At 42.6% G+C, this 23621-nt stretch carries 15 protein-coding genes; 10 read left to right on the top strand and 5 right to left on the bottom strand.

Going from position 1 to position 23621, the window contains the following annotated elements:
• The first annotated feature begins 11 nt into the window (after positions 1–11).
• The 5 genes from ACZ41C_RS05200 (at position 12) to ACZ41C_RS05180 (ending at position 6779) form a co-directional block, all read left to right on the top strand.
• Positions 12–2318: a glycoside hydrolase family 65 protein gene (locus ACZ41C_RS05200; RefSeq protein WP_138257017.1), complete on the top strand. Its 2307-nt coding sequence runs from the start codon at positions 12–14 to the stop codon at positions 2316–2318.
• Positions 2319–2367: 49 nt separating this feature from the next.
• Entirely contained in the window at positions 2368–4137 is a 1770-nt protein-coding gene (locus ACZ41C_RS05195; protein WP_464564847.1) for an alpha-amylase family glycosyl hydrolase, read from the top strand.
• A gap of 77 nt (positions 4138–4214) precedes the next feature.
• On the top strand, positions 4215–4958 hold the full coding sequence (locus ACZ41C_RS05190) for a glycerophosphodiester phosphodiesterase (protein ID WP_464564846.1): 744 nt from the start codon (positions 4215–4217) through the stop codon (positions 4956–4958).
• On the top strand, positions 4958–6229 hold the full coding sequence (locus tag ACZ41C_RS05185) for a BaiN/RdsA family NAD(P)/FAD-dependent oxidoreductase (protein ID WP_464564845.1): 1272 nt from the start codon (positions 4958–4960) through the stop codon (positions 6227–6229). Before ACZ41C_RS05190 ends, ACZ41C_RS05185 begins: the two co-directional genes overlap by 1 nt.
• 4 nt (positions 6230–6233) lie before the next feature.
• Positions 6234–6779: a DUF1697 domain-containing protein gene (locus ACZ41C_RS05180; protein WP_464564844.1), complete on the top strand. Its 546-nt coding sequence runs from the start codon at positions 6234–6236 to the stop codon at positions 6777–6779.
• On the opposite strand, the gene ACZ41C_RS05175 is transcribed toward ACZ41C_RS05180, so the two are convergent.
• Positions 6772–7260, bottom strand: a complete 489-nt coding sequence (locus tag ACZ41C_RS05175; RefSeq protein WP_138257022.1) for a TspO/MBR family protein — start codon at positions 7258–7260, stop codon at positions 6772–6774. The genes ACZ41C_RS05180 and ACZ41C_RS05175 overlap by 8 nt on opposite strands.
• 67 nt (positions 7261–7327) lie before the next feature.
• Between ACZ41C_RS05175 and ACZ41C_RS05170 the strand changes: the two genes are divergently transcribed.
• The 5 genes from ACZ41C_RS05170 (at position 7328) to ACZ41C_RS05150 (ending at position 12471) form a co-directional block, all read left to right on the top strand.
• Entirely contained in the window at positions 7328–8413 is a 1086-nt protein-coding gene (locus ACZ41C_RS05170) for a diphosphomevalonate decarboxylase (protein ID WP_464564843.1), read from the top strand.
• Positions 8414–8557: 144 nt separating this feature from the next.
• Complete coding sequence (locus ACZ41C_RS05165) at positions 8558–9493, top strand: mevalonate kinase family protein (protein WP_464564842.1); 936 nt, start codon at positions 8558–8560, stop codon at positions 9491–9493.
• A gap of 18 nt (positions 9494–9511) precedes the next feature.
• Positions 9512–10417: a geranylgeranylglycerol-phosphate geranylgeranyltransferase gene (locus tag ACZ41C_RS05160; protein ID WP_464564841.1), complete on the top strand. Its 906-nt coding sequence runs from the start codon at positions 9512–9514 to the stop codon at positions 10415–10417.
• Positions 10418–10546: 129 nt separating this feature from the next.
• On the top strand, positions 10547–11389 hold the full coding sequence (locus ACZ41C_RS05155; RefSeq protein WP_464564840.1) for a pseudouridine synthase: 843 nt from the start codon (positions 10547–10549) through the stop codon (positions 11387–11389).
• Between the two features lie 23 nt (positions 11390–11412).
• Positions 11413–12471: a zinc-binding metallopeptidase family protein gene (locus ACZ41C_RS05150; RefSeq protein WP_464564839.1), complete on the top strand. Its 1059-nt coding sequence runs from the start codon at positions 11413–11415 to the stop codon at positions 12469–12471.
• A gap of 210 nt (positions 12472–12681) precedes the next feature.
• Here ACZ41C_RS05150 and ACZ41C_RS05145 read toward each other — a convergent pair whose 3' ends face one another.
• The 4 genes from ACZ41C_RS05145 to ACZ41C_RS05130 all read right to left on the bottom strand — a co-directional run bounded on the left by ACZ41C_RS05145 (position 12682) and on the right by ACZ41C_RS05130 (position 23510).
• Positions 12682–13659 carry a hypothetical protein gene (locus ACZ41C_RS05145; protein ID WP_464564838.1) on the bottom strand — a complete coding sequence of 326 codons (978 nt, stop codon included), beginning with the start codon at positions 13657–13659 and terminating at the stop codon, positions 12682–12684.
• Between the two features lie 356 nt (positions 13660–14015).
• Positions 14016–15611 (bottom strand): M1 family metallopeptidase, encoded by a 1596-nt coding sequence (locus tag ACZ41C_RS05140; RefSeq protein ID WP_464564837.1) that lies wholly within the window; start codon positions 15609–15611, stop codon positions 14016–14018.
• Positions 15612–15749: 138 nt separating this feature from the next.
• Complete coding sequence (locus ACZ41C_RS05135) at positions 15750–16682, bottom strand: PorP/SprF family type IX secretion system membrane protein (RefSeq protein ID WP_464564836.1); 933 nt, start codon at positions 16680–16682, stop codon at positions 15750–15752.
• A gap of 3 nt (positions 16683–16685) precedes the next feature.
• A complete protein-coding gene (locus tag ACZ41C_RS05130) occupies positions 16686–23510 on the bottom strand; it encodes a BspA family leucine-rich repeat surface protein (RefSeq protein WP_464564835.1) in 6825 nt (2274 codons plus the stop codon).
• Between the last annotated feature and the right edge of the window lie 111 nt (positions 23511–23621).

The raw sequence follows: 23621 nt of genomic DNA, 5'->3' as shown, positions 1-23621 counted from the left end.
CCAAATAAATAATGAATCAGGATTACATACAAGCTAACGAGTGGTCCGTTATAGAGGAAGGCTTTGATGCGGAAAGGGTAAAATCCTCCGAAAGTCTCTTCAGTATAGGAAATGGGGCCATGGGCCAACGCGCCAATTTTGAGGAAGCCTATTCCGGGGGAACGTTCCAGGGCAGTTATATCGCAGGTGTCTACTACCCGGATAAAACCCGAGTGGGCTGGTGGAAAAATGGCTATCCGGAATATTTCGCCAAGGTTTTGAACGCGCCCAATTGGATTGGTATACAGGTGCTGGTAAATGGGACCGAACTCGATTTGGCTACCTGTAAGAAAGTATCGGGTTTTAGGCGCGAACTTAATATGAAGGAAGGTTGGTACAAAAGGAGCTACGATGCGGTTTTAGCCAACGACGCCCAAGTTGAGGTCCTTGTTACCAGATTCCTTAGTTTGGCATTGGACGAGGTAGGGGCCATTTCATTTGAGATATCCTTGAAGAATACAGGCGGAGAGATAACTTTCCTTCCGTATCTGGATAGCGGTATCACCAATGAGGATAGCAATTGGGACGATAAATTCTGGAACACTACCAACGTATCCTCATCAGGCAACAGGGCCTTTATTGAAGCCCATACCCTAAAAACGAATTTCAAGACCTGCACTTTCATGCAGGCCAGTTTGGATTACAAAGGTGTTTCGGTTCCCGGAAATTTGGATATATCCAAGGATACCTTTGTATCCTTACGATTTTCGCAGAAAGCTGAAAAGGGGGAGAAACTGACCCTTACAAAATTTGGGGGATACACCGTTTCCAGAAACCATCCCGAGGATGCACTGGTAGATGCTGCCAACGAGGTATTGGACGTGGCTTCGTCGCTTGGCTTTGAAAACTTGCTTAAAAAGCAAAAGGAGGCTTGGGCAGGTATATGGGAAATGAGCGATATTACCATCCAAGGCGATGTGAAAGCCCAACAGGGCATCCGGTTCAATATCTTTCAATTGAACCAAACCTATTTAGGGACGGATTCCAGGCTGAACATAGGTCCAAAAGGATTTACAGGAGAAAAATATGGGGGTAGTACGTATTGGGATACCGAAGCCTACTGTATTCCCTTTTACATGGCCACCAAGGACGAAATGGTTGCCCGTAAATTATTGAAATATAGGTACAACCATTTGGAAAAAGCCATTGAGAATGCTGAGAAACTCGGGTTTACCAATGGGGCGGCCCTATATCCCATGGTGACCATGAACGGTGAGGAGTGCCATAACGAATGGGAAATAACGTTCGAGGAAATCCACCGGAACGGCGCCATCGCATTCGCCATTTACAATTATTATCGATATACAGGGGACTACTCCTATATACCGGAGATGGGCTTGGAAGTGCTCATTGGTATTGCCCGTTTTTGGCATCAACGGGCGAATTTTTCCACCTTCAGGAACAAATATGTCATTTTGGGGGTAACCGGTCCCAACGAATATGAAAATAACGTCAACAACAATTGGTACACCAATTACTTGGCCCAGTGGTGTATCCATTTTACCCTGGAACAATTGACCAAGGTTAAGGAAGGCTATCCGGAGGATTACAAAAGGATAATGGGCAAGACCAAACTTACGCCTACCGAATACGATGCCTGGAAAAAAGTGGCGGATTCCATGTATTTCCCGTATTCGGAGAAACATGGCGTATACCTGCAACAGGACGGATTCTTGGACAAGGATTTGGTCAAGGTGAGCGATTTGGAAAAAACGGAACGACCTATTAACCAAAAATGGAGCTGGGACCGTATTCTACGTTCGCCGTATATAAAACAGGCCGATGTGCTACAAGGGTTCTACTTTTTTGAGGATCATTTTACCACTGAGGAACTGGAGAAGCATTTTGATTTTTACGAACCGTTCACCGTGCACGAGTCTTCCTTGTCGCCCTGTGTGCATAGTATTCAGGCGGCAAAATTGGGAAGGATGGAGCAGGCGTATACCTTTTATTTGAGGACTTCCCGATTGGATTTGGACGATTATAACAAAGAAGTGGAGGAAGGACTCCATATAACCTCCATGGCTGGTACCTGGATGAGCATTGTAGAAGGTTTTGGGGGTATGCGTGTGGTCAATGATACACTTTCCTTTGAGCCCCGCATACCAAAGCAATGGGACGCTTATTCCTTTAAGGTGAATTTTAGGAACCGCATCATCAAGGTAGAGGTCGCTTCCAACGAATTGACCTTTGAACTGAACGGGGACAACGGAATTTCCATTCTGGTGCGAGGTGAAGCATATGAATTATTGCCCAACACGCCCTTAAAAGTTAACTAAAATCCCGTAATTTGGCTTCCCAGCGATCTGTTGGAAATAGGAAATTGAAATGCAAGGAAAAATCGTTATCTACCACGTTTTTACCCGACTTTTTGGAAATACCAATACCACCAACAAACCTTGGGGTACCATCGAGGAGAACGGGGTGGGCAAGTTTGCGGATTTTACCGATAAGGCTTTATCCGAAATTAAGAAACTCGGCGTGTCCCATATTTGGTATACGGGTGTTCCGCACCATGCGGTTATTAGGGATTATACGGCCTATGGCATTTCAAATGACGACCCCAACGTGGTCAAAGGGCGCGCAGGTTCCCCCTATGCCGTAAAGGATTATTACAATGTGAATCCGGATTTGGCCCTGGACCCTGCAAAAAGGTTGCAGGAATTTAAAGAGCTAATAAATAGGACCCATGCACATGGTATGAAGGTCATCATGGATATTGTGCCCAATCACGTAGCCCGGGATTATCAAGGTATCTCCAATCCCAATGGCGTACGCAGTTTTGGTGCCGATGACGATACCGATCACGAGTATCGGAAAAACAACGATTTTTATTACATACCCGGCGCCCGTTTTGAAGTGCCGGATTGGAAGGATGGCTATAAACCCTTGGGCGGGGAACAGCATACATCCATCGGTACGCTCAAGGAAAATCCGGCCAAATGGACAGGGAACGGTTCCAGAAGTCCCAAGCCGGATATGAACGACTGGTACGAAACCGTACGCGTAAATTATGGGGTAAGACCCGATGGAGGTTTGGATTTTGACCTCCTGCCATATGATTTTGGGGAGAAGGATTATACCGAACATTTCCGGTTTTGGCAGCATAGGGACGTTCCGGATTCCTGGATAAAATTTAGGGACATTGCCCTGTATTGGATGGATTTTGGAGTGGATGGCTTCCGATACGACATGGCCGAAATGGTGCCCGTGGAATTTTGGAGCTTTATGAATTCCTACATAAAGATGCGGAACGAGGATGCATTTTTAATGGCCGAGGTCTATAATCCCGATCTGTACAGGACCTTTATCCATAAAGGGAAAATGGATTATTTGTACGATAAGGTCGATTTTTATGACGGCCTCAAACATATCATGAAAGGCTATGGTTGGTCCGACCATATTCCGGTAGTGCAGAACAATCTGAAGGATATTGAACACCACATGCTCCATTTTCTGGAAAACCATGACGAGCAGCGTATTGCGAGTCCGGAATTTGTAGGCAAGGCCGAAATAGCAAAACCGGCCATGGTGATTTCCGCCACCATCAGTACTTCTCCCACCATGATCTATTTCGGACAGGAAGTGGGAGAACCTGCCGCCGAAAATCCTGGGTTTGGAAGCGCTTCCAGAACTTCCATTTTTGATTATGTAGGCGTGCCACATCATCAGCGATGGGTGAACAATAAAAAATTTGACGGGGGTCAATTAACCCAACAGGAAAAGGATTTACGTGATTTTTACCGGAGGCTGTTGAATTTCACCCTGGAAAGTGAGGCCTTGATGGCCGAATACAGAGAGATTCATTTTTACAATAAGGAACGAACCCAAAACTATAATCATAGGGTGCTTTCTTATGTGAGATGGTCCAAAAATCAAAAATTGATCATCATCGTTAATTTTGATGTGACCGATTCTTTTTCCTTCGATTTAAAAGTTCCGCCCGAGATCTTGCAATCATGGGGGTTCAATAAAGCTGCCTACGATTTAAGGGATACACTGTACGGAAAAACATATACCTTGAAAATCATTAATAATGAAGGGCATATAGATGTGCATCTGGACCCATTGGAGTCCTTTATTTTTGAAGTTTTATAAATATGTGATCAATCCTCCTGATATCTATCAACAGGGTTACTTATATTTGACTGATAAAAACGATATATAGAGAGCAAATGAAAAGAGTATTATTAACCTTGGTATTTGGGATACTATTATCTTCCTGCAATATGAATCAACCTTTGGTAATAGGGCATAGGGGTGCCATGGGGCATGAGACCGAAAACACCTTGGCTTCCGTTCAGAAAGCAATGGATTTGGGCGTTGATATGATAGAAATCGATGTGTTCAAGATACAGAGCGGGGAAATCGTTGTTTTCCATGACGAAACGGTGGACAGATTGACTAACGGCCCGGGAAAGATCGAGGAATACAACATTTTCGACCTAAGCAGATTAATAGTAAATGGGGGACATAAAATACCCATGTTACAGGATGTCCTCAAATTGATAGACAATAAAGTCGCTTTAAACATCGAATTAAAAGGGGATGATACAGCCGATAAGGTCAACCATATCATGAACTATTACATTGAGAAACAAGGATGGTCGCCCGAAAATTTTATCATTTCCAGTTTCAAATGGGACGAGTTACGGGAAATGCGAAAATTGAACCCCAATGTACAGATAGCGGTCTTGACGGAGGAAAACCCGGTGGACGCCATTCCCGTGGCCAAGGAGCTGAACGCGGTTGCCATAAATCCCTATTTTAAAAATCTGGATTTGGAAACTGCGAATAAAATTAGGGAAGCCGGACTCAAAATTTACGTATGGACCGTCAACCAGGATTTTGATATTGACGCCATGAAACGTATTGGGGTCGACGGAATCATTACCAACTACCCGGAAAGGCTACAATAATGTTCGATGTGGTCATCGTCGGGGGCGGGGCGGCCGGTTTTTTTGCGGCCATCCATATCGCCGAAGCTAGGCCCAACGTAAAAATCGCCATCTTGGAACGCGGAAAACAGGTGTTGACCAAAGTAAAGGTTTCGGGCGGTGGAAGATGTAACGTTACCCATGCCGAGTTCAATCCCGCGGACCTTGCGTCCAATTATCCAAGAGGGGAAAAGGAATTGTTAGGTCCTTTTCACAGTTTTGCCACAGGCAATACCATCGGATTTTTTGAAAAAAGGGGTATCCCCCTAAAAATTGAGGAGGATGGCAGAATGTTTCCAACAACCGACTCCTCACAGACCATAATCGATTGTTTTACCTCCGAAGCGGAAAGATTGGGTGTAAAAATTTTTAGGATTTGTACCGTTACGGGATTTGAAAATATTACTTCCGCAAAAGACGATTACTGGCAAGTCAACACCACCAAAAAAACGTACAAGTGCAAAAAACTATTGGTAACTACGGGCAGTAATCCCAAAATTTGGGATTTGTTGCATAGGTTGGGCCACAACATCGTGAGTCCAGTTCCTTCCTTGTTTACGTTTAACATTCAGGACGAACGCATCAAAAATATTCCAGGGATAAGTACGCACGCCGAAGTTGCCGTTTTGGACAAAATTAAATCCCGAAGGAATACCGACAACGCCTCCCAAAGTGAAATCCTTTCTTCGGAAGGTCCTTTGTTGATTACCCACTGGGGCATGAGCGGTCCGGCAATTTTGAAACTTTCCGCTTGGGGAGCCCAAATTTTGGATTCCTATAAATACGAGTTCAAAATTAAGGTCAATTGGGTGCCGGAATACCATCCGGCCGGACTCCTGGAATTGTTATTGAAGGTTAAGCTGGTGGAAAAAAAGACCGTTCTACGGACCAAGGTCTTGGATATCCCTAAAAGACTTTGGGCCAATTTGGTAAGGGCTTCCGGTATCGATGACAATGTTACATGGCCAGACGTCACCAAGGCCCAATTACAGGAATTAACGACTCAACTGACACAAGGTCTTTTTTTTGTGAACGGGAAAAGTACCTTTAAGGAGGAATTTGTGACCGCCGGGGGCGTAGACCTAAAGGAAGTCAATTTTAAGACCTTTGAGAGCAAAGTCCTCCCCAATTTGTACTTTGCGGGGGAAGTTTTGAACATTGATGCGATTACGGGCGGATTTAATTTCCAAAATGCCTGGACGGGCGGATTTTTGGCCGCCCAAGGAATCGTAAATAGCTTTGATAACACCTAGAAACATGCCCAAGCAAATCGCTTTTTTAAGGGGAATCAACGTGAGCGGACAAAAGAAAGTGCCCATGGCAGAATTGCGTTCGCTCTTGACCAACAATGGGTTTAAGGGCGTTAGTACGTATATACAAAGTGGCAACATTATTTTTGAGGAAGCCCATGTTTCGGCCCCAGAAGCAAAAGTCACTTTGGAAGAAACCATTAGGGCCCATTTTGGTTTTGAGGTGCCCGTTTTAGTGAAGTCCCTACCCGATTTGCAAAACATCATCCTCAATAATCCCTTTTCAAAAAAGGAGGATTTGGAGTTCAACAGGGTTTACTTTGTCATGCTTTTCGGTCCTCCGGAAAAGGAAAAATTAGCCTCTTTCAAGGAAGAAATCTATCCGGACGAATCATGGGAGCTAGTGGAAGATTGCCTCTATTTATGCTGCAAAAATGGGTATGGAAACGCCAAATTGAACAACAATCTTGTGGAACGAAAATTAAACGTCCAGGCAACCACCAGAAACTATCGTACGATGATGAAGTTAATCGAAATGGGAGAAACTAGTTAAGTTCCCAGATTTTGTAGTTTAAGATAGTCGCGAAGCAGACCCATGCCAAATATGGTAGCAACAGAAGTGCCGCTATCTTGCTCACCAGCCTAAACCATTTTATGGTAAATACAATCATGACCAGTAGCGTCAAGATGACCAATAAGGCCCAAAAAGGCGATTGCAGCCCAAAAAATACAATGCTCCAAAGGGCATTCAATAGAAGCTGAAAACCAAAATGATATAGGGCGGTCTTTACCCATTTATGATGGAAACCCTTGGCCCATACCCAACCTGCAGAAATGCCCATTAGGATATACAGTGTAGTCCAAACAGGGGCGAACAGCCAATTAGGGGGATTAAAACCGGGCTTGTTCAACGTAAGGTACCAATCGTTCACGGAACTTTGGGTAACCACACTGGATACGAACCCAATTATGAGACACACGGTAACACTTATAAAAACAAATGGGAGTCTTTTTCTAAGTAGGGCTGTGTTCATGCCCTAAAATAATCATTTATTTTTATTGCTCCTCCTAAAAACTATCTTTGCGGAAATTGTTGGCTTCATGACAGAAAAAGATTTTATCCCTTCAAAGCCCAAGGTTTTTATCGAAGCGGGGAAAGTCGGTTATAAATCTCCCAGTAATATTGCCTTGGTGAAATATTGGGGGAAAAGGGAAGGACAGATTCCTGCAAACCCTTCCATCAGCTTTACCTTGAGTGCCTGTGCCACAACCACCAAAATCCAATTTAAAAAACTGGATAGTCCTTCTCATGGATTTACTTTTGATTTTTTTTTCGAGGGAAGCCCTAAGCCTAGTTTCAGACCAAAAATCGAGACTTTCTTCAAACGTATAAGCCCCTATTGTCCATTTTTAACGGAGTATCACTTCACCATAGAAACCTCCAATTCGTTTCCCCACAGCAGTGGCATCGCTTCATCGGCAAGTGGTATGTCGGCTTTGGCCCTCTGTCTCATGGAAATCGAACGAATGCTTTACCCTGGAATGGATGATGATTTCTTCATAAAAAAGGCCTCTTTTCTGGCGCGTTTGGGTTCTGGAAGTGCCTGTAGAAGTTTGGAAGGACCCTTGGTAACTTGGGGTGTCCATAAGGAAATTCCAGACAGTACGGATTTATACGGAATTCCCTATAAAGGGGAGGTACACCCTATTTTCAAAAACTATCACGATACCATCCTTTTAGTGGACAAAGGACAAAAACAGGTAAGTAGTACCGTGGGGCACGATTTGGTCAAGGGGCATCCATTTGCCGAGCAACGTTTTCAGCAGGCGCATAGGAATTTGGTCCGATTAAAACCGATTTTAAAATCCGGCAACTTGGAAGAATTTATACAGGTTGTTGAAAGTGAGGCGTTGACCTTGCACGCGATTATGATGACAGGAGACCCTTATTTTGTCTTGATGAAACCTAATACACTGGAAATTATCAATAGAATTTGGGCGTTTAGGGAAGAATCCGGATCACATGTTTGCTTCACTTTGGACGCAGGTGCAAATGTTCATGTGCTTTATCCTGAAACTGAAAAGGAAAAAGTAAATCAATTTATTGTGAATGAGTTGGTTGCATACTGCGAAAACCAGCAGTATATTTGTGATCGAATTGGGCAGGGTGCGGTAAAATTAAATTAATTGCTACACTTCTAATTCAATTCAAGCGTTGTTGAAGTAGGATTTTAAGCATTTGAAATAATATTTTTGATGTTATAGCACCTAAGTTGCAAATTAGTTGTCTATATTTAAATTGTCTAAGGCGTTGCCGGTTTACTTAAACAAATGAAGGGACCATTATTTTATTCAAAGATTCTTCTTTTTGGGGAGTATGGTATCATCAAGGATTCCAAAGGACTTTCCATTCCGTATAATTTTTTTAAAGGTGCTTTGAAAACCAATAACGATTCTGAAAAGGCGAAAAAGTCCAATCAGGCGTTGCGTGAATTTGCGTCCTATTTAAAGGAATTATCGATAACGGAACCAAATTTGGTGTCCTTTGATTTTAGTGCGATGGATACCGATATTGAGGAAGGCATGTATTTTGACAGTTCCATCCCGCAAGGGTACGGAGTAGGTAGCAGTGGTGCTTTAGTCGCGGCTATTTACGATAAATATGCAAAGGACAAGATTACCGTATTGGAGAACCTGACCCGGGAAAAGCTTTTATCTTTAAAGCTCATTTTTGGTAAAATGGAATCCTTTTTCCACGGTAAGTCATCCGGTCTGGACCCCTTGAACAGTTATTTAAGTTTGCCTATACTTATCAATTCCCAAGATAATATTGAATCTACCAGTATCCCCTCCCAAAATTTGGAAGGCAAGGGAGCCGTATTTTTATTGGACAGTGGATCTATTGGTGAAACGGCCCCAATGGTTCAAATCTTTATGGAACAAATGAAGAATGAAGGCTTTAGGAATATGCTTAAAGACCAATTTATTAAGCATACCGATGCTTGTGTGGAGGATTTTGTGAACGGTAACATTAAATCACTTTTCGGGAATTTGAAAAAGCTTTCCCATGTGGTATTGGATAATTTTAAACCAATGATTCCCGCCAAATTTCATGACCTTTGGAAACAAGGAATCGAGACCAATGACTACTATCTAAAACTATGTGGCTCTGGAGGCGGAGGTTACTTTCTTGGGTTTACAGAGGATTTTGAAAAAGCACAGGAAGCCCTAAAGGATTACAAATTGGAGGTGGTCTACAACTTCTAGTATATACCCAACATTTTCATGCTTAGTAGAAAAAACAAACTCTTGCTATTAAAAGTATTGAGTCTGTTTTCCGTGGTACGTGGGTATAATCTTTTGATGATCGTTCTGGCACAGTACCTGGCGTCCATCTATATCCTTTCCCCAAATTTACCCTTGAGACAGGTTGTTTTTGATGTAAATCTATTTGTAATCGTAATTGCTTCCGCTCTGGTAATCGCCGCAGGCTACATTATCAATAATTTTTACGATGCGGAAAAAGATCTAATCAACAAGCCCCGAAAGACCATGTTGGACCGCTTGGTGAGCCAGCGATTTAAATTGAGCACCTACTTCGTTTTGAATTTTTTGGCCGTTTTTGCGGCCAGTTACGTTTCTTTTCGGGCAGTGCTTTTCTTTTCGGCCTATATTTTCGGTATATGGTTCTACTCCCACAAACTGAAGAAAATCCCATTCGTTAGCAACTTTGTATCGGCTACCTTGGCAATCACCCCTTTTTTTGCGGTTTTTGTGTACTACAAGAATTTTGAAACCGTCATTTTTGTGCATGCGATGTTTCTCTTTTTGTTGATTTTGGCGCGGGAATTGATCAAGGATTTGGAAAATATTTCCGGGGATGTCGCCCAAAATTACCGAACCATACCCATTATTTATGGGGTCAACGTGTCCAAATTCCTGATAGCGATACTGATGTTATTGACCCTGATACCCGCCTTATTGCTGATTTTTAAGTTCGATGTGGGGTATATGAACTATTATTTTGCCGGATGTATCCTTCTTTTTATGCTCTTTTTAGGCATCCTCTTTAAATCAAGCACCCGAAAGCATTTTTTGTGGCTGCACAACATCCTGAAACTGGTCATTGTGGTGGGCGTTTTTAGTATTCTCTTGATCGATGTAGACTTGGTTTTAAATCGCATTCTTTAATCCTTAGTATTGGATGTTTTCATTTTCTTCAATATATAGAAGTACTTATTTAATATAATATTTGATACGTACAGGAATTAGTGTACGCATTGGCTCGCCTTTCTTACCTTTGTCCAAAATAAAACCGTTATGAGTAGGGGAGAGTCAAACAAAGGGGATAAAGCATCGGGAAGACAAGGGGGGACTTTTAGGAAAAAAAGTTACGCTAGGGGCAATGCGCCTATCAAGAAAAACACCGCTCCAAAACAGGTAAGCGACCCCAACTCCATCCGCCTGAACAAATATGTAGCCAATTCCGGGGTCTGTTCCAGAAGGGATGCGGATATCTATATTTCTGCGGGAAATGTTACCGTAAACGGGAAACCCGTTACCGAAATGGGCTACAAAGTGAAACTTTCTGATGAAGTTAGGTTTGACGGACAGTTGTTGAATCCCGTAAAAAAGGAATACGTGCTTTTGAACAAACCGAAGGATTTCTCCACAACCATTCGCGACGAAAAGGGCAAACGTCATGTTTCCGGATTGATATCCAGTGCATCAAAATCAAAACTACTCCCAGTTGACAAAATGGACAAGGAAGATACCGGACTTCTTCTTTTTACCAACGACGGAGATTTCACCAAACGCCTTAAAAGTCCTATCAACGGATTGCGAAAAATTTATCATGTGGTATTGGACAAAGATCTTAGAAACGCAGACCTGGTAAAGATCCAGGAAGGCGTGGTGGTGGATGAGAAGGTCGTCAAAGTACAGGATATCAGTTTTATAGACGATGCCCCAAAAAGGGAAGTGGGCATAGAGATTTATAGTTCCAGAAATAAAATTGTAAACAGACTTTTTGAGCAATTGGGGTATACCATCGCAAGAATGGATCGTGTGGTGTATGGAGGTCTCACAAAAAAGGATTTGCCCAGAGGTCATTGGAGGTACTTGACCGAGCAGGAGGTCATTAATTTTAAGATGATAAAATGAATGTAGCCCATGCCTAAGTTTCTATGAAATTATTCCAATGTTCCAACTGTGGAAATTCAATTGTTTTTGAAAATAATAGATGTGTTTCCTGCGGATATTACCTGGCCTATAGTTCGTTCTATAATCAAATGGTTTCCCTTTCCCCAAATCTTTCACAATGGAACACACCCTCCCTGGGCGATGGGCAATACAAGTATTGTGCCAACAGCCAACATGGAACCTGCAATTGGCTGGTCCCCCTAGACAGCCCTTCCGGATTTTGTCTTGCTTGTTCATTAAATAGGACCATACCGGATTTAACCGTAATAAAAAACCAAGAAAATTGGAAGAAAATTGAGATCGCAAAGCACAGGCTCGTTTATCAGCTCCTACGATTAAGGTTACCCATTTTCAACAAAAAGGAAAATTTTGTCGAGGGACTATGTTTCGATTTCCTATCTCCAAAAAACAGGGACAACCTAAAAACTGGACATGCCAACGGTGTTATTACGATTCTTATATCTGAGGCGGATGCCGTTGTTAGGGAAAAGGTTAAGCAAAATATGGAAGAGCGTTACAGAACGATACTTGGTCATTTTAGACATGAAGTAGGTCATTATTACTGGGATGTTTTGATACGCAATGATAAAGTTACGTTGTCAAACTTTCGGGAAATTTTTGGTGACGAATCCATTTCTTACGAGAATTCCTTACAGAATTATTATACCAACGGCCCACGTCATGATTGGCAGAATTTTCACATTAGCAAATACGCATCTTCACATGCTTGGGAAGATTGGGCAGAAACCTGGTCTCATTATCTCCATCTAATGGATACTTTGGAAACCGCATATAATTTTGGACTAAAAACATACCCGAAATTGAGAGGGACAAATGACCTGGACGTGAATGCCAATTTCGACCCTTACATGGAGAACGATTTTCAAGCTATTTTACGAACTGCGATTCCATTGTTTTATACATTGAACAGTATGAACAGGTCTATGGGAAAGGACGATGCCTACCCTTTTGTAATATCAGAGCCTGTAAAGTCAAAATTGACATTTATTCATAATCTTCTAATCAAAGGGAAAGGTTTTTGAACCAAACTTTGATTTGAATGTGGTAGCTTCTTTTTGTCAATTATGCGAAATTGTCAAAAAGGACAAATCATGAATATATCACCCGTATTAGGTTTTGCTAAACTTTTGGTAAAAAGCAGGAAGACAAAATTAATATTGATTGGAGCTCAACTTGGGTATATTGGCTATAAATACTTGAAAAACAGAAAAAGAAAACACTCTAAGTCCAAATCAGGGACAATCAAAACATCTAATCAAGGAACTAGGTAGTTTTAAATCTTCTGAACCTTTAAGAGGCTCTGTTAGGTAATCTTTATCTTTTATGATTTCGTAAAATTCATTTGCTATTTGGGGAAGTTTATCTCTTCTTGATTTAATAGAGTTGATAATTTCTTCACCGTCCAATTCAAATATGGAATTTGGCCAAGCCTTAAAACTTTCTTCAATAGCCAAATCCGTAAGTTTATTTTGTAGTAGGTCCGCTTCTTTAATGAAATTTTCCCTGGAGGTATTTTTTAGAAAATAAATATCAATGGGCATAACTAATCCAGGTAGATAATCTATATCTTCTTGGAAGGATTGGAGGTCCGGCAATATATATTTGTTTGAAATAATCGAGGGTATGATTCCGTCAATACTAAAAAATGCATTGTCCCTATCCCCCGCAAGTGGTATTGCCATATGACCAGTCTCATTTTCAATCACTACCCACCCCCATTGCTTGGAATGGCGGTCCCAATCGCCAATTACAATATCCAATAGCCTAGCTCTAATAAATGCTGATTTGTCTATCTTTAGCATAGCACCCAATTCAATTTTCGATTCTTGTAGTTTTTCTGTATCCACAATTTCTTTTACCTGTTTAAAGGGTGTCCAATTTTTTCCTCCATCCGTTTCATGTTCCAGCAAGTAAATTTTATTGCCATAGTCTTTGTTGTAAGTACCCAAAGCATTTTGTCTAGGAAGAAAAACAGCTTTTGGCTGGGTATGCAAGAGATTTGACTTTTCGGCCAATTTAGCCACCGCTATGGCGGCATATGGATGCTGGGCGGAAATCCCATCAACAATTATATTCTCTAAACCAAGAGTTTTTGCCCATTTTGGAACTAATGGTTCTGGATCTTTATTTATGCTTCTTAGGGTAAAAATATACCCATCTTTGGTTTCTAGTTTGAGACTATGGGTTTGTTTTCCACCGCCTTCCTCCAAAATCTTGGCACCTCCATGTAAAGTGTCCAATTGTAATATTGGAAATTGAAAGGGTGTGGACCATACTTTACGATATTGCTGTCCTTGCATTATCGTTTTTAATTTATTTGCTTTATACAGTGTAGTTGGGGCAATAAGAACCGAATCTATTCTGGAAAAATCCATAGATTTTAAATCTTCGATATTCAGAACTATGGAAGTTTTACTTTCCTTTTCGGTAGAGGAAACAGAGATATAGGTAAGCAAAATAAAAATGAGAATTACTACCCCTATAATTATACCAATTTTTTTCATGGACCTAAGTTACCCATGACGTATGTAAGATAATATTTCTGAAAGATTTTTTTGGGACCCAATTACGATTTTTCCTCAAACAACAACCAGACATTTGGGTCTAAGGTCAAGGACTTGGGAGCTTCTTTCATGGGTATTTCAAAAATGGTTTTTTTGCCTACCACGTCCAATGTAAAGGTTCTTCCCTGCTCATTTCCAATTTGAATTTCCAAAGGAAAGGAAAAGGTAGCATGTTCCTGCACCTGTTCTATGTCTACAAAAAGCTTGTTTTTCTCATAATTCCATCCCCATTTTATTTCTGGATAACCCTTTGTGTATATCCATTGCTGAAAAAAGGTATCCAGATTTTTTCCTGAAATTTCTTCCATTACGGTTTTGAAATCTTCCGTTAGTGCATTGGAGTTTTGGTATTTTTTATAGTAGGCTACAATGCCTTCCCAAAACAAGGTGTCCCCTAATTCCCGACGGAGCATATGTAGCACCCAGCCCCCTTTTTGGTACGTATTCACGCTCAGGACCTTCATTGGGTCCTTAATGCTAGGGTCTACGATGGGCGATGGGTTTTTCTTGTAATAATCCAATATTTGGTTTCGGTCCAAAAGCAGTTCCTCTTTTCTTTTTTCGTCCCCGTAAACGCTCTCTTGGTACAAAATGGCGAAGTAGGTTGCAAAACCTTCACTAAGCCACACATGGTTCCAATCTTTTTCCGAAGCAGAATTTCCAAACCACTGATGCGCTATCTCATGGGCAATGAGTCCCTCGACTTCATTTTTCCCGTTGACCGAATTTTCAAAATAGGCAATGGTTCCCGCGTTTTCAAGGCCTCCCCACTGGGTCTTTGCTTGCATATTGGCCAGTTTGGCATAGGAATAGGGCCCTATTTGGTCTATAAAATATCGAAGTACTTTGGTGGCCACCCCATAATCTGAAAAACCCTCCAACCGATTCTCAGGATACACCCATGCCGTAACCGGAATATCATACACTTCCCCCAACAACCTACTGGCAAATCTTGTGACCCCAATGGTTACGACCTTCATGGCAACGGGCGCAGGTTCCCTATAAATGGTCAATTTTGTGTCATTATCAAGATAGCTTTCCTCAATTTTTTCGCCCGTGGCTACCACATCATAATGGTCCGGGGCGGTAATCTTAAATTCAATGGAAGCCTTGTCGTACGGATGATCAACGGAAGGTAACCAATGTCTGGCTAAATTGGGCCAGTTGTCACCAAAGAAGGAACGTTGGCCAAACTTGGTAGTGTCTATCACCAAGCCTCTTTCAGGTATGCCATGATAGATTACCGTATATACCTGAGATAAGGGAATGGATTGATTAGGGGTGATGGTAATTTTATTGTTTTCAAAAACATAGTCCGCAGGTTTTCCCGCTTCGGAAACATTCGAAATTTTCATTCCGTACTTGCCGGAATATCCTATAAGGTCCAATTGAAAGGGAACCGATTCTTTTTCAAAATCCACATGGATTTCCGCCTCTCCTGCAATAATATTGGTAGTGTCGTTTAGCTGTAAATTGAATATATATTTCTTTATATCGACCGATGCATTTCTAACATAGGTATCCTGTGATACCAAGGAAAGCGAGCATAAAAAAAGAATGAAAACAGTACCGATGGACTTGCAGGGATATTTGATCATGGATTCGTTTGGCTTACAATATATCGGCCTAAGATAAAATATATCCGTGTTTTATCCATGGGGTTTGAAAACCGTACTACCAAAATTCCTGAATTCAACAAGGCTGATTAGTTCCGTCAAAGGAACTAAATTGTGCAATTAATCCCTATGATACCCTTCGCCAAAAAGATAGCTCACCACGATCCCATGGGTGTTTCCAAGCGGATTGTTGTTAAAGGCCAAGTTGTAGTTATAAATGGCACGTATGTTTTTTAAGAGATACACTCCGGCCAACAAGTTTATGGAAGAATTGGTGCGGTACCCAGTGCCCAACTCGAACCTATTTTTATAGCTCATGGCGATGTTAAAATCCACTTGAAACGGAGCGCCGTTTTCATATTTGGCCAGCACATTGGGTTTGATCATGATTTCTTCAAAGATGTTCGAATAGAATCGGTAACCAAAATATCCGTAATAGGAATTGGAAAGATCTAGATTGTCATCCGTAGCCAAGGTGTCCCCCAATACATTGGGAGCCGAAAAGCCCAAATGAAAATCTGCCAGATTCAATAATATTCCCAAGCCTATCGTGGGTATGGATGCATTGATGTTCTGGGCGAAATTGGGATCACCAACAATACCCAGATCAAGGAGATTGTCCTGGTATTGCTGTAGCCCTCCCGTGATGGCAAAAGAAAGGGAGTTGGGCGTATACACCTGCCAATAAGGCCTATTTTTCTTGGTATCGAAGAATATTTTATAGGAATAGGTCGCAAAAGCATTGGTAGATGTGGTAACCCCGATCTCGTCCCTAATGAACCCCGCTCCCAAACCTACTTTTCCCCGGTTCAAAGGGGTATGGAGGCTTAAGGCAAAACTACGCGGACTTCCCTCCACCTGATTGAAAAACCCGGTGTTGCTCAAGGAGACTTCCGTGCTAGGTGCCAGTCCCGCATAGGCCGTATTGATGAGATACGGATTGTAATTATACTCAGCGAACAAAGGAGTCTGCTGTGCCTGTAATTTGCTTCCGTCTATCTGAAATAAAAAGTATATCGCCAATAAAGCGAATTGGTACATTGTTCTGTTCATTTATTATCGCTTTAAGACTAAGAACCCTTGTAGTTTATTTAGATTGTGTTCACCAGATACCTGTATGTTAAAGAAATAGGTGCCACTGGGCAGTTCACTGGCCCCAAGCTGGGTTTTTCTGTTGGCGGTACCGCTAAATACATTGGACTGATTATCATAACCCTGGATCTCGAATACCAGGTCCCCCCATCTGTTATAAATGGAGACCGTGTTATCAGGATTTAGTTCAATACCGTCAATGGTCCAAAAATCGTTAATGCCATCCCCATTGGGAGAGAAACCGTATTGGGTGTCGTCCTGGTTAATGGTGGTGAACATAAATTCCGTACAGTCTATGGCATTGCCCAGCGAATTATACGGGGTAATCGTCACATAATATCGGGTGTCCTCCATCAATCTTTCCGTAAACGAGTAGGAAGTTAGGATGCTTACATCTTCATTATTGACCACATCGTTGCCACCGGAAGAAGTACCAACGCTGAGACGGTATCCGTCTGCAGTTGGGGATTCCTCCCAAGTCAAGGTTACATCTACAGGAACGTTGATATCTCCATTGCTTGGAGTGAGCAAGGAGGTACAATCAGGTATGGTGGGTAAGGTTTCCGTGGTAAAACTCTCTTCGGAACATCCCGTTGCATTGCCATCGGCATTGTAAGGAACAACAGTCACAAAAATGGTGGAAGCTTCGGGCAGGTCCGTTGTCAGATTATAGGTACCTACATTTCCAACGTCCACATTGTCCAGAATTTCGTTACCGCCCGATGAAGTTCCTATGCTAAGGTAGTAACCATCGGCATTGGTAACGGTAGCCCAGGAAATATCGCTGGATAGGATCACATCGGTTGCGTTATTTAATGGACTCGTCAGGTTGGTGCAATCCGGAACATTCATTACGTTTTCCGTAACGAAGCTTTCCTCCGTACAACCTATGGCATTTCCAACGGCATTGTATGGGATTATTGTGACAAAAATTGCGGTTTCTTCGGGTAGGTCCATCGCCAAATCGTACATACTCACATTGCCAACGTCCATAGCATCCAAGATGTCATTTCCGCCGGAAGTAGTTCCTATGGTCAGGTAATATCCATTCGCGTTGGAAACGGTATTCCATGAAATGTTCGTGGATAGGATCACATCGGTCGCATTGTTGAGCGGTGCCGTCAAATCGGTACAATTGGGTACGGTTGGCAAGGTTTCGGTTACGAAGCTTTCTTCCGCACAGCCCATGGCATTTCCTATGGAATTATAGGGTACAATCGTCACAAAAATGGTAGTAGCTTCGGGCAAATCCGTTGCCAAATCATACATACTCACGTTGCCAACATCCATAGCATCCAAAATGTCATTTCCGCCGGAAGTAGTTCCCATGGTCAGGTAATATCCATCCGCGTTGGAAACGGTATTCCATGAAATATTGGTGGATAGGATTACATCCGTCGCATTGTTGAGCGGTGCCGTCAAACTGGTACAGTTGGGTGCGGTTGGCAAGGTTTCCGTCGTAAAACTTTCCTCGGTGCACGAAGCGGCACTTCCAAAACTGTTGTAGGGTTCAACGGTCACGAAAATAGTTGCATTTTCGGGTAAATCCGAAGGAAGGTCATACATCGTCACATTCCCAACATCCATTGCGTCAAGAATATCCGTAGCTCCGGATGCTGTTCCTATAGTAAGATAATACCCATCCGTATTTGCGGCAGCGTTCCAACTAATATTGGTGTCCAAAGGTACATTCGCCGCCCCATTCAATGGAGATGAAAGCGCCGTACAAAGGGGAGGGTTGTTCAAGGTGGAAGTTCCGGTTCTAAAATTCTCCTCGGCACATCCAACGGCATCGCCTACCTCATTGTAGGGTATAATGGTCACGTAGTGGGTTCTATTGATTTGTAAATTCTGCGCGAAAGAATAGGTAGTCGTATTTCCTACGTCTATTCCATTGGCGATTTCAATACCGCCTTGCGTAATCCCCACATTGACGATATAGCCGGTCGCGCCGTCTACCAAATTCCAAGTTAGATCTGTGTCAATAGGTACATTCACGGACCCCGATATAGGATTGGTTAGGTTTGTGCACACAGGTGGTACGGGAATTAACTCCGTACGGAAGCTTTCCTCGGTACATCCCAGAGCAGGATCTTGTTCGTTATAGGGTACTATCGTTACATAAATATCCGTATCCTCGGGTAGGTTGGCTGCCAGATTATAATTGGTGGTATTCCCAACGTCTACATTATCCAGGATTTCGTTGCCCCCGGAACTGGTGCCAATCGTCAATCTATAGCCATCCGCATTGGAAATGGGTTCCCAGGACAAATCGGTATCCACGGCTACTTCCGTAGCTCCGTTCATGGGCATAGTAAGTTGGGTACATTCCGGTATGGTTGGTGGATTGTTAGCTATCGTAAAACTCTCTTCGCTACATGCCACGGCACTTCCCGTATCATTGGTGGGAACTATGTTCACGTATACGGTTTCACCCCCTAAAAATTCGGTTGGGAACTCGTAGGATGTTGCATTGACCACGATTTCATTATTCAGGATATCATTTCCTCCCGGAGTAGTGCCAACGGTCAAATGATATTCACGGGCGTAAAGGACAGGCTCCCAATTTAGGTTGGTGTTAACAGGAACATCAACTTCACCGTTTAAGGGTGCAACAAGTAGGGTACATTCAGGAATCGGGCAATCCAGTAAATCCTGATAGAAGGACCATCCAAAATTATCCGTCATGGATTGCCTTTCCTCAAGCGCATCGCAATATAGCAAGCCTTGGGCTCCCAGCGAAAGACCAGGAGTAAGATTTTGCTCGGACCATGCAATCAAGGTATTGTCATAGTTTATGCGAGTCAACGCCGTATTGTTGAGCATGTTGGTCACATTGCTGACATCCCCCATTACCCAATCCCCTAAATACTGGTCAAAGGCCGAAGCATTTTCAAACATGGCTTGCATGGAAACACTGCCAAGGTCCCATTGATCTACAGGCTGATTGAAAGCTGAGGCGTTCCTGAACATCGAATTCATATTGCCTACCCCGGAAACGCGCCAAGTATTAATATTTTGATCGAAGGCCGATGCATTTTCGAACATGCTTTGCATTGTGGTGACCCTACGTACGTTCCAATTATCCAAAGGTTGATTAAAGGCCGATGCCCCATTGAACATGGAAAGCATGGTCGTCACAGATGCCACGTTCCAGGAATTTATGGGTTGGTTGAAGGAAGTGGCACTTTGGAACATAGCCTCCATAGTTGTTACGAAAGAAGTGTTCCAAGCATCTATATTTTGGTTAAAGGCCGATGCTCCCCTGAACATTTCCCTTGCGTTCAATAGCTCACTGGTATCCCAATTTGGTATTGGCTGGTCAAAAACAATGGCATCCTTGAACATGGCTTCCATATTGGTTACGGAACCTACGTTCCAGTTACCTATGGATCCGTTAAAAACCGCCGCATCCTCAAACATGGAATTCATTAGAGTAACCGAAGAAACATCCCAACTATTCAATGGTTGGTTGAAAAGCGCCGCACTCTCGAACATGGATGCCATATTGGCTACGGCACTTACGTTCCAAGAATCCAAGGGTTGGTTAAAAACGGAAGCCGATTGGAACATGGATTGCATGTTCACGACGGAATTCACGTCCCAGTTGCCCAAAGGTTGGTCAAAAGCACCTGCCAATTGGAACATACTGCGCATATTGGTAACGTTGGTAACGTTCCAGGTATTGATGTTTTGATCAAAGACCTTTGCATCGTAGAACATGTATTGCATGTTCGTAACTTCGGATACATCCCAATTACCCAAGGGTTGGTCAAAATTATCCGTATCGCGGAACATGTAACTCATGTCCAAAACATTGGATACGTCCCAGCTATTTATGTTTTGATTGAATGCCGTGCTCCTACGGAACATGGCCTGCATATTAGTAACACTGCTCACGTTCCAATTGTCCAAGGGTTGGTTGAAGGCCATATCAGATACAAAGCCATCGAACATTTGACTCATATCCGTTACATTGCCAACGTTCCAGGAATTTAGCGGCTGGTTAAATAATTCCGCTCTTTCGAACATGGAAGACATATTGGTAACATTACTTACGTTCCAACTATCTATATTTTGATTGAATACGGATGCCTGCCGGAACATATCCGCCATATTGGTTACACTGCTTACATTCCAATTGTTAAGGGGCTGGTCGAACGAGGTTGCTGCTAAAAAAATGGCGCTCATGTTTGTAACATTGCTTACGTTCCAATTGTTCAAAGGTTGGTTAAAATCCGTCGCACCTATGAATACGCCGTACATATCGGTCACATTGCTTACGTCCCAATTGGAAATATTTCCATTGAACAATGCACAGGAACCAAACATACTTCGCATATTGGCTACACTTGACAGATCCGGAACATCGGTGGCGTTATATTCCATGTTGGAGCATCCATAAAAGGCTAGTTCCATAGATTCCCATGGTTGGGTGCCCCATTGATCTATGGAGATTAGTTTAAAACTATCCGAATTTGAGTAATAATGGTAGGGTGCCGGAAAATTGCCTATAATGGAAACGGTATATATTCCTGGGGTAAGATAGGTATGCGTTATGGTACTCGTAACATGATTATTGTATTGGCCATCACCCCAGTCGATGGAATAATGATATGCTAAATAGCCTGGATACCCCGTATTGGCCTCTATTCGCAACTGATTGGCGGGTGTACTCTTATAGTCGGTCAGGGTAGTATTGTAGGTCAATTTAAAAGCAGCTGGACTATTGACCCAGCTTTCAACTACCGTGAAGGTAATAGGGGTACAACCCACTGCATCGCCTTCGGCATTAAATGGAATTACCAATACGGAAACATCGTCCCCTGGGATAAATTCATTGGTGAAATCTACTCCTACAATAGTCGCTCCCAAAGTTTGATTGTATACCTCCACGGGTCCCGAGCCATCGTCCCTGGTTACCGTTACCCTATACCCAGTAGCATTGGGTACCGGGTCCCATCGAATATCACTATTGGCGGGTACTTGGGTATCACCTGCCGCCGGCATTGTAATGTTTGCGCAAAGTACGAACGAACAGTTTATGGAATCCCCGGTAATGTTCCAGCCATGGTTATCCATCAAATCTTGTCTGGCATCGCGACCATCACAATAAGTAAGGTTCGTAGCTCCCAGGTTTACGTTTGATTGGACCGTTTGAGCTGCCCATCCTATCAAGGTATTGTCGTAATTTTCTTGGGATATTCCAGAATCGGACAGCATATTCTCCATACTGGATGCATTGCCAATAGGCCACATACCCAAATTTTGATCAAATGCAGTAGCTTCTTGGAACATTCTGCCCATATTGGTAACACTGGCGGTATTCCAATTGGATAAAGATTGGTTAAATACTGGTGTCCCCCTGAACATACCGTTCATATTGGTAACAACATCCACGGTCCAAGAGTTCAAGGGTTGGTCAAACACCAATGCCCTCAAAAACATATTGTTCATTAGTGTAACGTTACTTACGTCCCAGCTATCCAGAGGCTGATTAAATAACGGAGCATTCTGGAACATTTCGCTCATATCTGTAACGGAGCTTACATCCCAGCTTCCAATAGGTTGATTGAACATATGGGCTCCATTGAACATCCCTTTCATATTGGTAACATTGCTAACGTTCCATCCGGTTATGTCCTGATTGAAGTTGTCCGTGTCCCTGAACATATAGCTCATATTCGTCACATTGCTCACGTCCCAATTGTCCAAGGGTTGGTTGAAGGTAACGTTCCAAATCCATCCATCGAACATACCGGCCATGTTCGTCACATTGCTTACGTTCCAGTTGTTAAGAGGTTGATTAAATGTTCTATGTCTAAAGAACATGTTGCTCATGTTGGTCACATTGCTCACGTCCCAACCTTCAATAGGTTGATTGAATTCCCCTTGTGCGAACATACCGGACATGTTGGTCACATTGCTTACGTTCCAGTTGCCAATAGGTTGGTTAAAATCAGAGGAATAGAACATATTGGACATGTCCGTTACATTGCCAACGTTCCAGTTGTTCAAAGGGCGGTTGAAACTATTTGTACTTTGAAAGGTCCCGGACATATTGGTAACCTGACTTACGTCCCAATTATTGATGTTTTGATTGAATGAAGTGGCAGCTGAGAACATTCCTTCCATGGTAGTGACGGAGGCCACGTTCCAGTTGTCCAAAGGTTCGTTGTAGGCGTTTGCACTATTAAACGTATTGGTCATGTCCGTAACGGAAATCGTATTCCAGGCATCCAAGGGCCTATTGAAAATGGTAGCTCCGTGAAACAGACCGGCCATGGTTGTGACATTGCCTACGTCCCAATTGTTCATGATACCGTTAAAGCTTCGGCAATTTCGAAAGGTTTGGAACATGTTGGTAACTTGCGATAAGTCTGGGGAATTAATGGCATCAAAGTTGAGGTTCTCACATCCGAAAAATGCATTTTCCAAGGTTTGCCATTGGATGTTGCCCCAGTCCAGTATTTCAATGATTTTTAGTCGGTCTCCCGTATTGTTAAAATAAATGGCAGGAAAAGTACCGCTAATTTGTATCGTATAATTTCCAGGAGATGCGTAGGTATGGGTAATAGTTCCGGTAACACCGGTATCCGTATTTCCATCGCCCCAGTCCACGTCATAGTTATAGGTCGTATAGGCGGGATTTGTAGGTATGGTTACCTCATTGGCCGCCGAAGATCCGCTGCTTGTATTGTTCGTATTCCAAATGGAAGTGAAGGATTGGGAATTGGCTTTTAAGCCTAGTATCAGTAGTATGAAAAACGGGAAGAACTTCTTGAACATAATACGACATTATAATGTTTGCTGAAAACGCTTTCAACCTCGAATTATTTTAGGAAGGATCAGAAATGATGTCAGTTGCCCATTATTAGTTGTAAACAGTCCTACACAATT

The organism is Maribacter sp. C-4077, from assembly GCF_055378385.1.
Note: the sequence above shows the minus strand (reverse complement) of the source record. Positions and strands in the feature narration are given on the sequence as shown.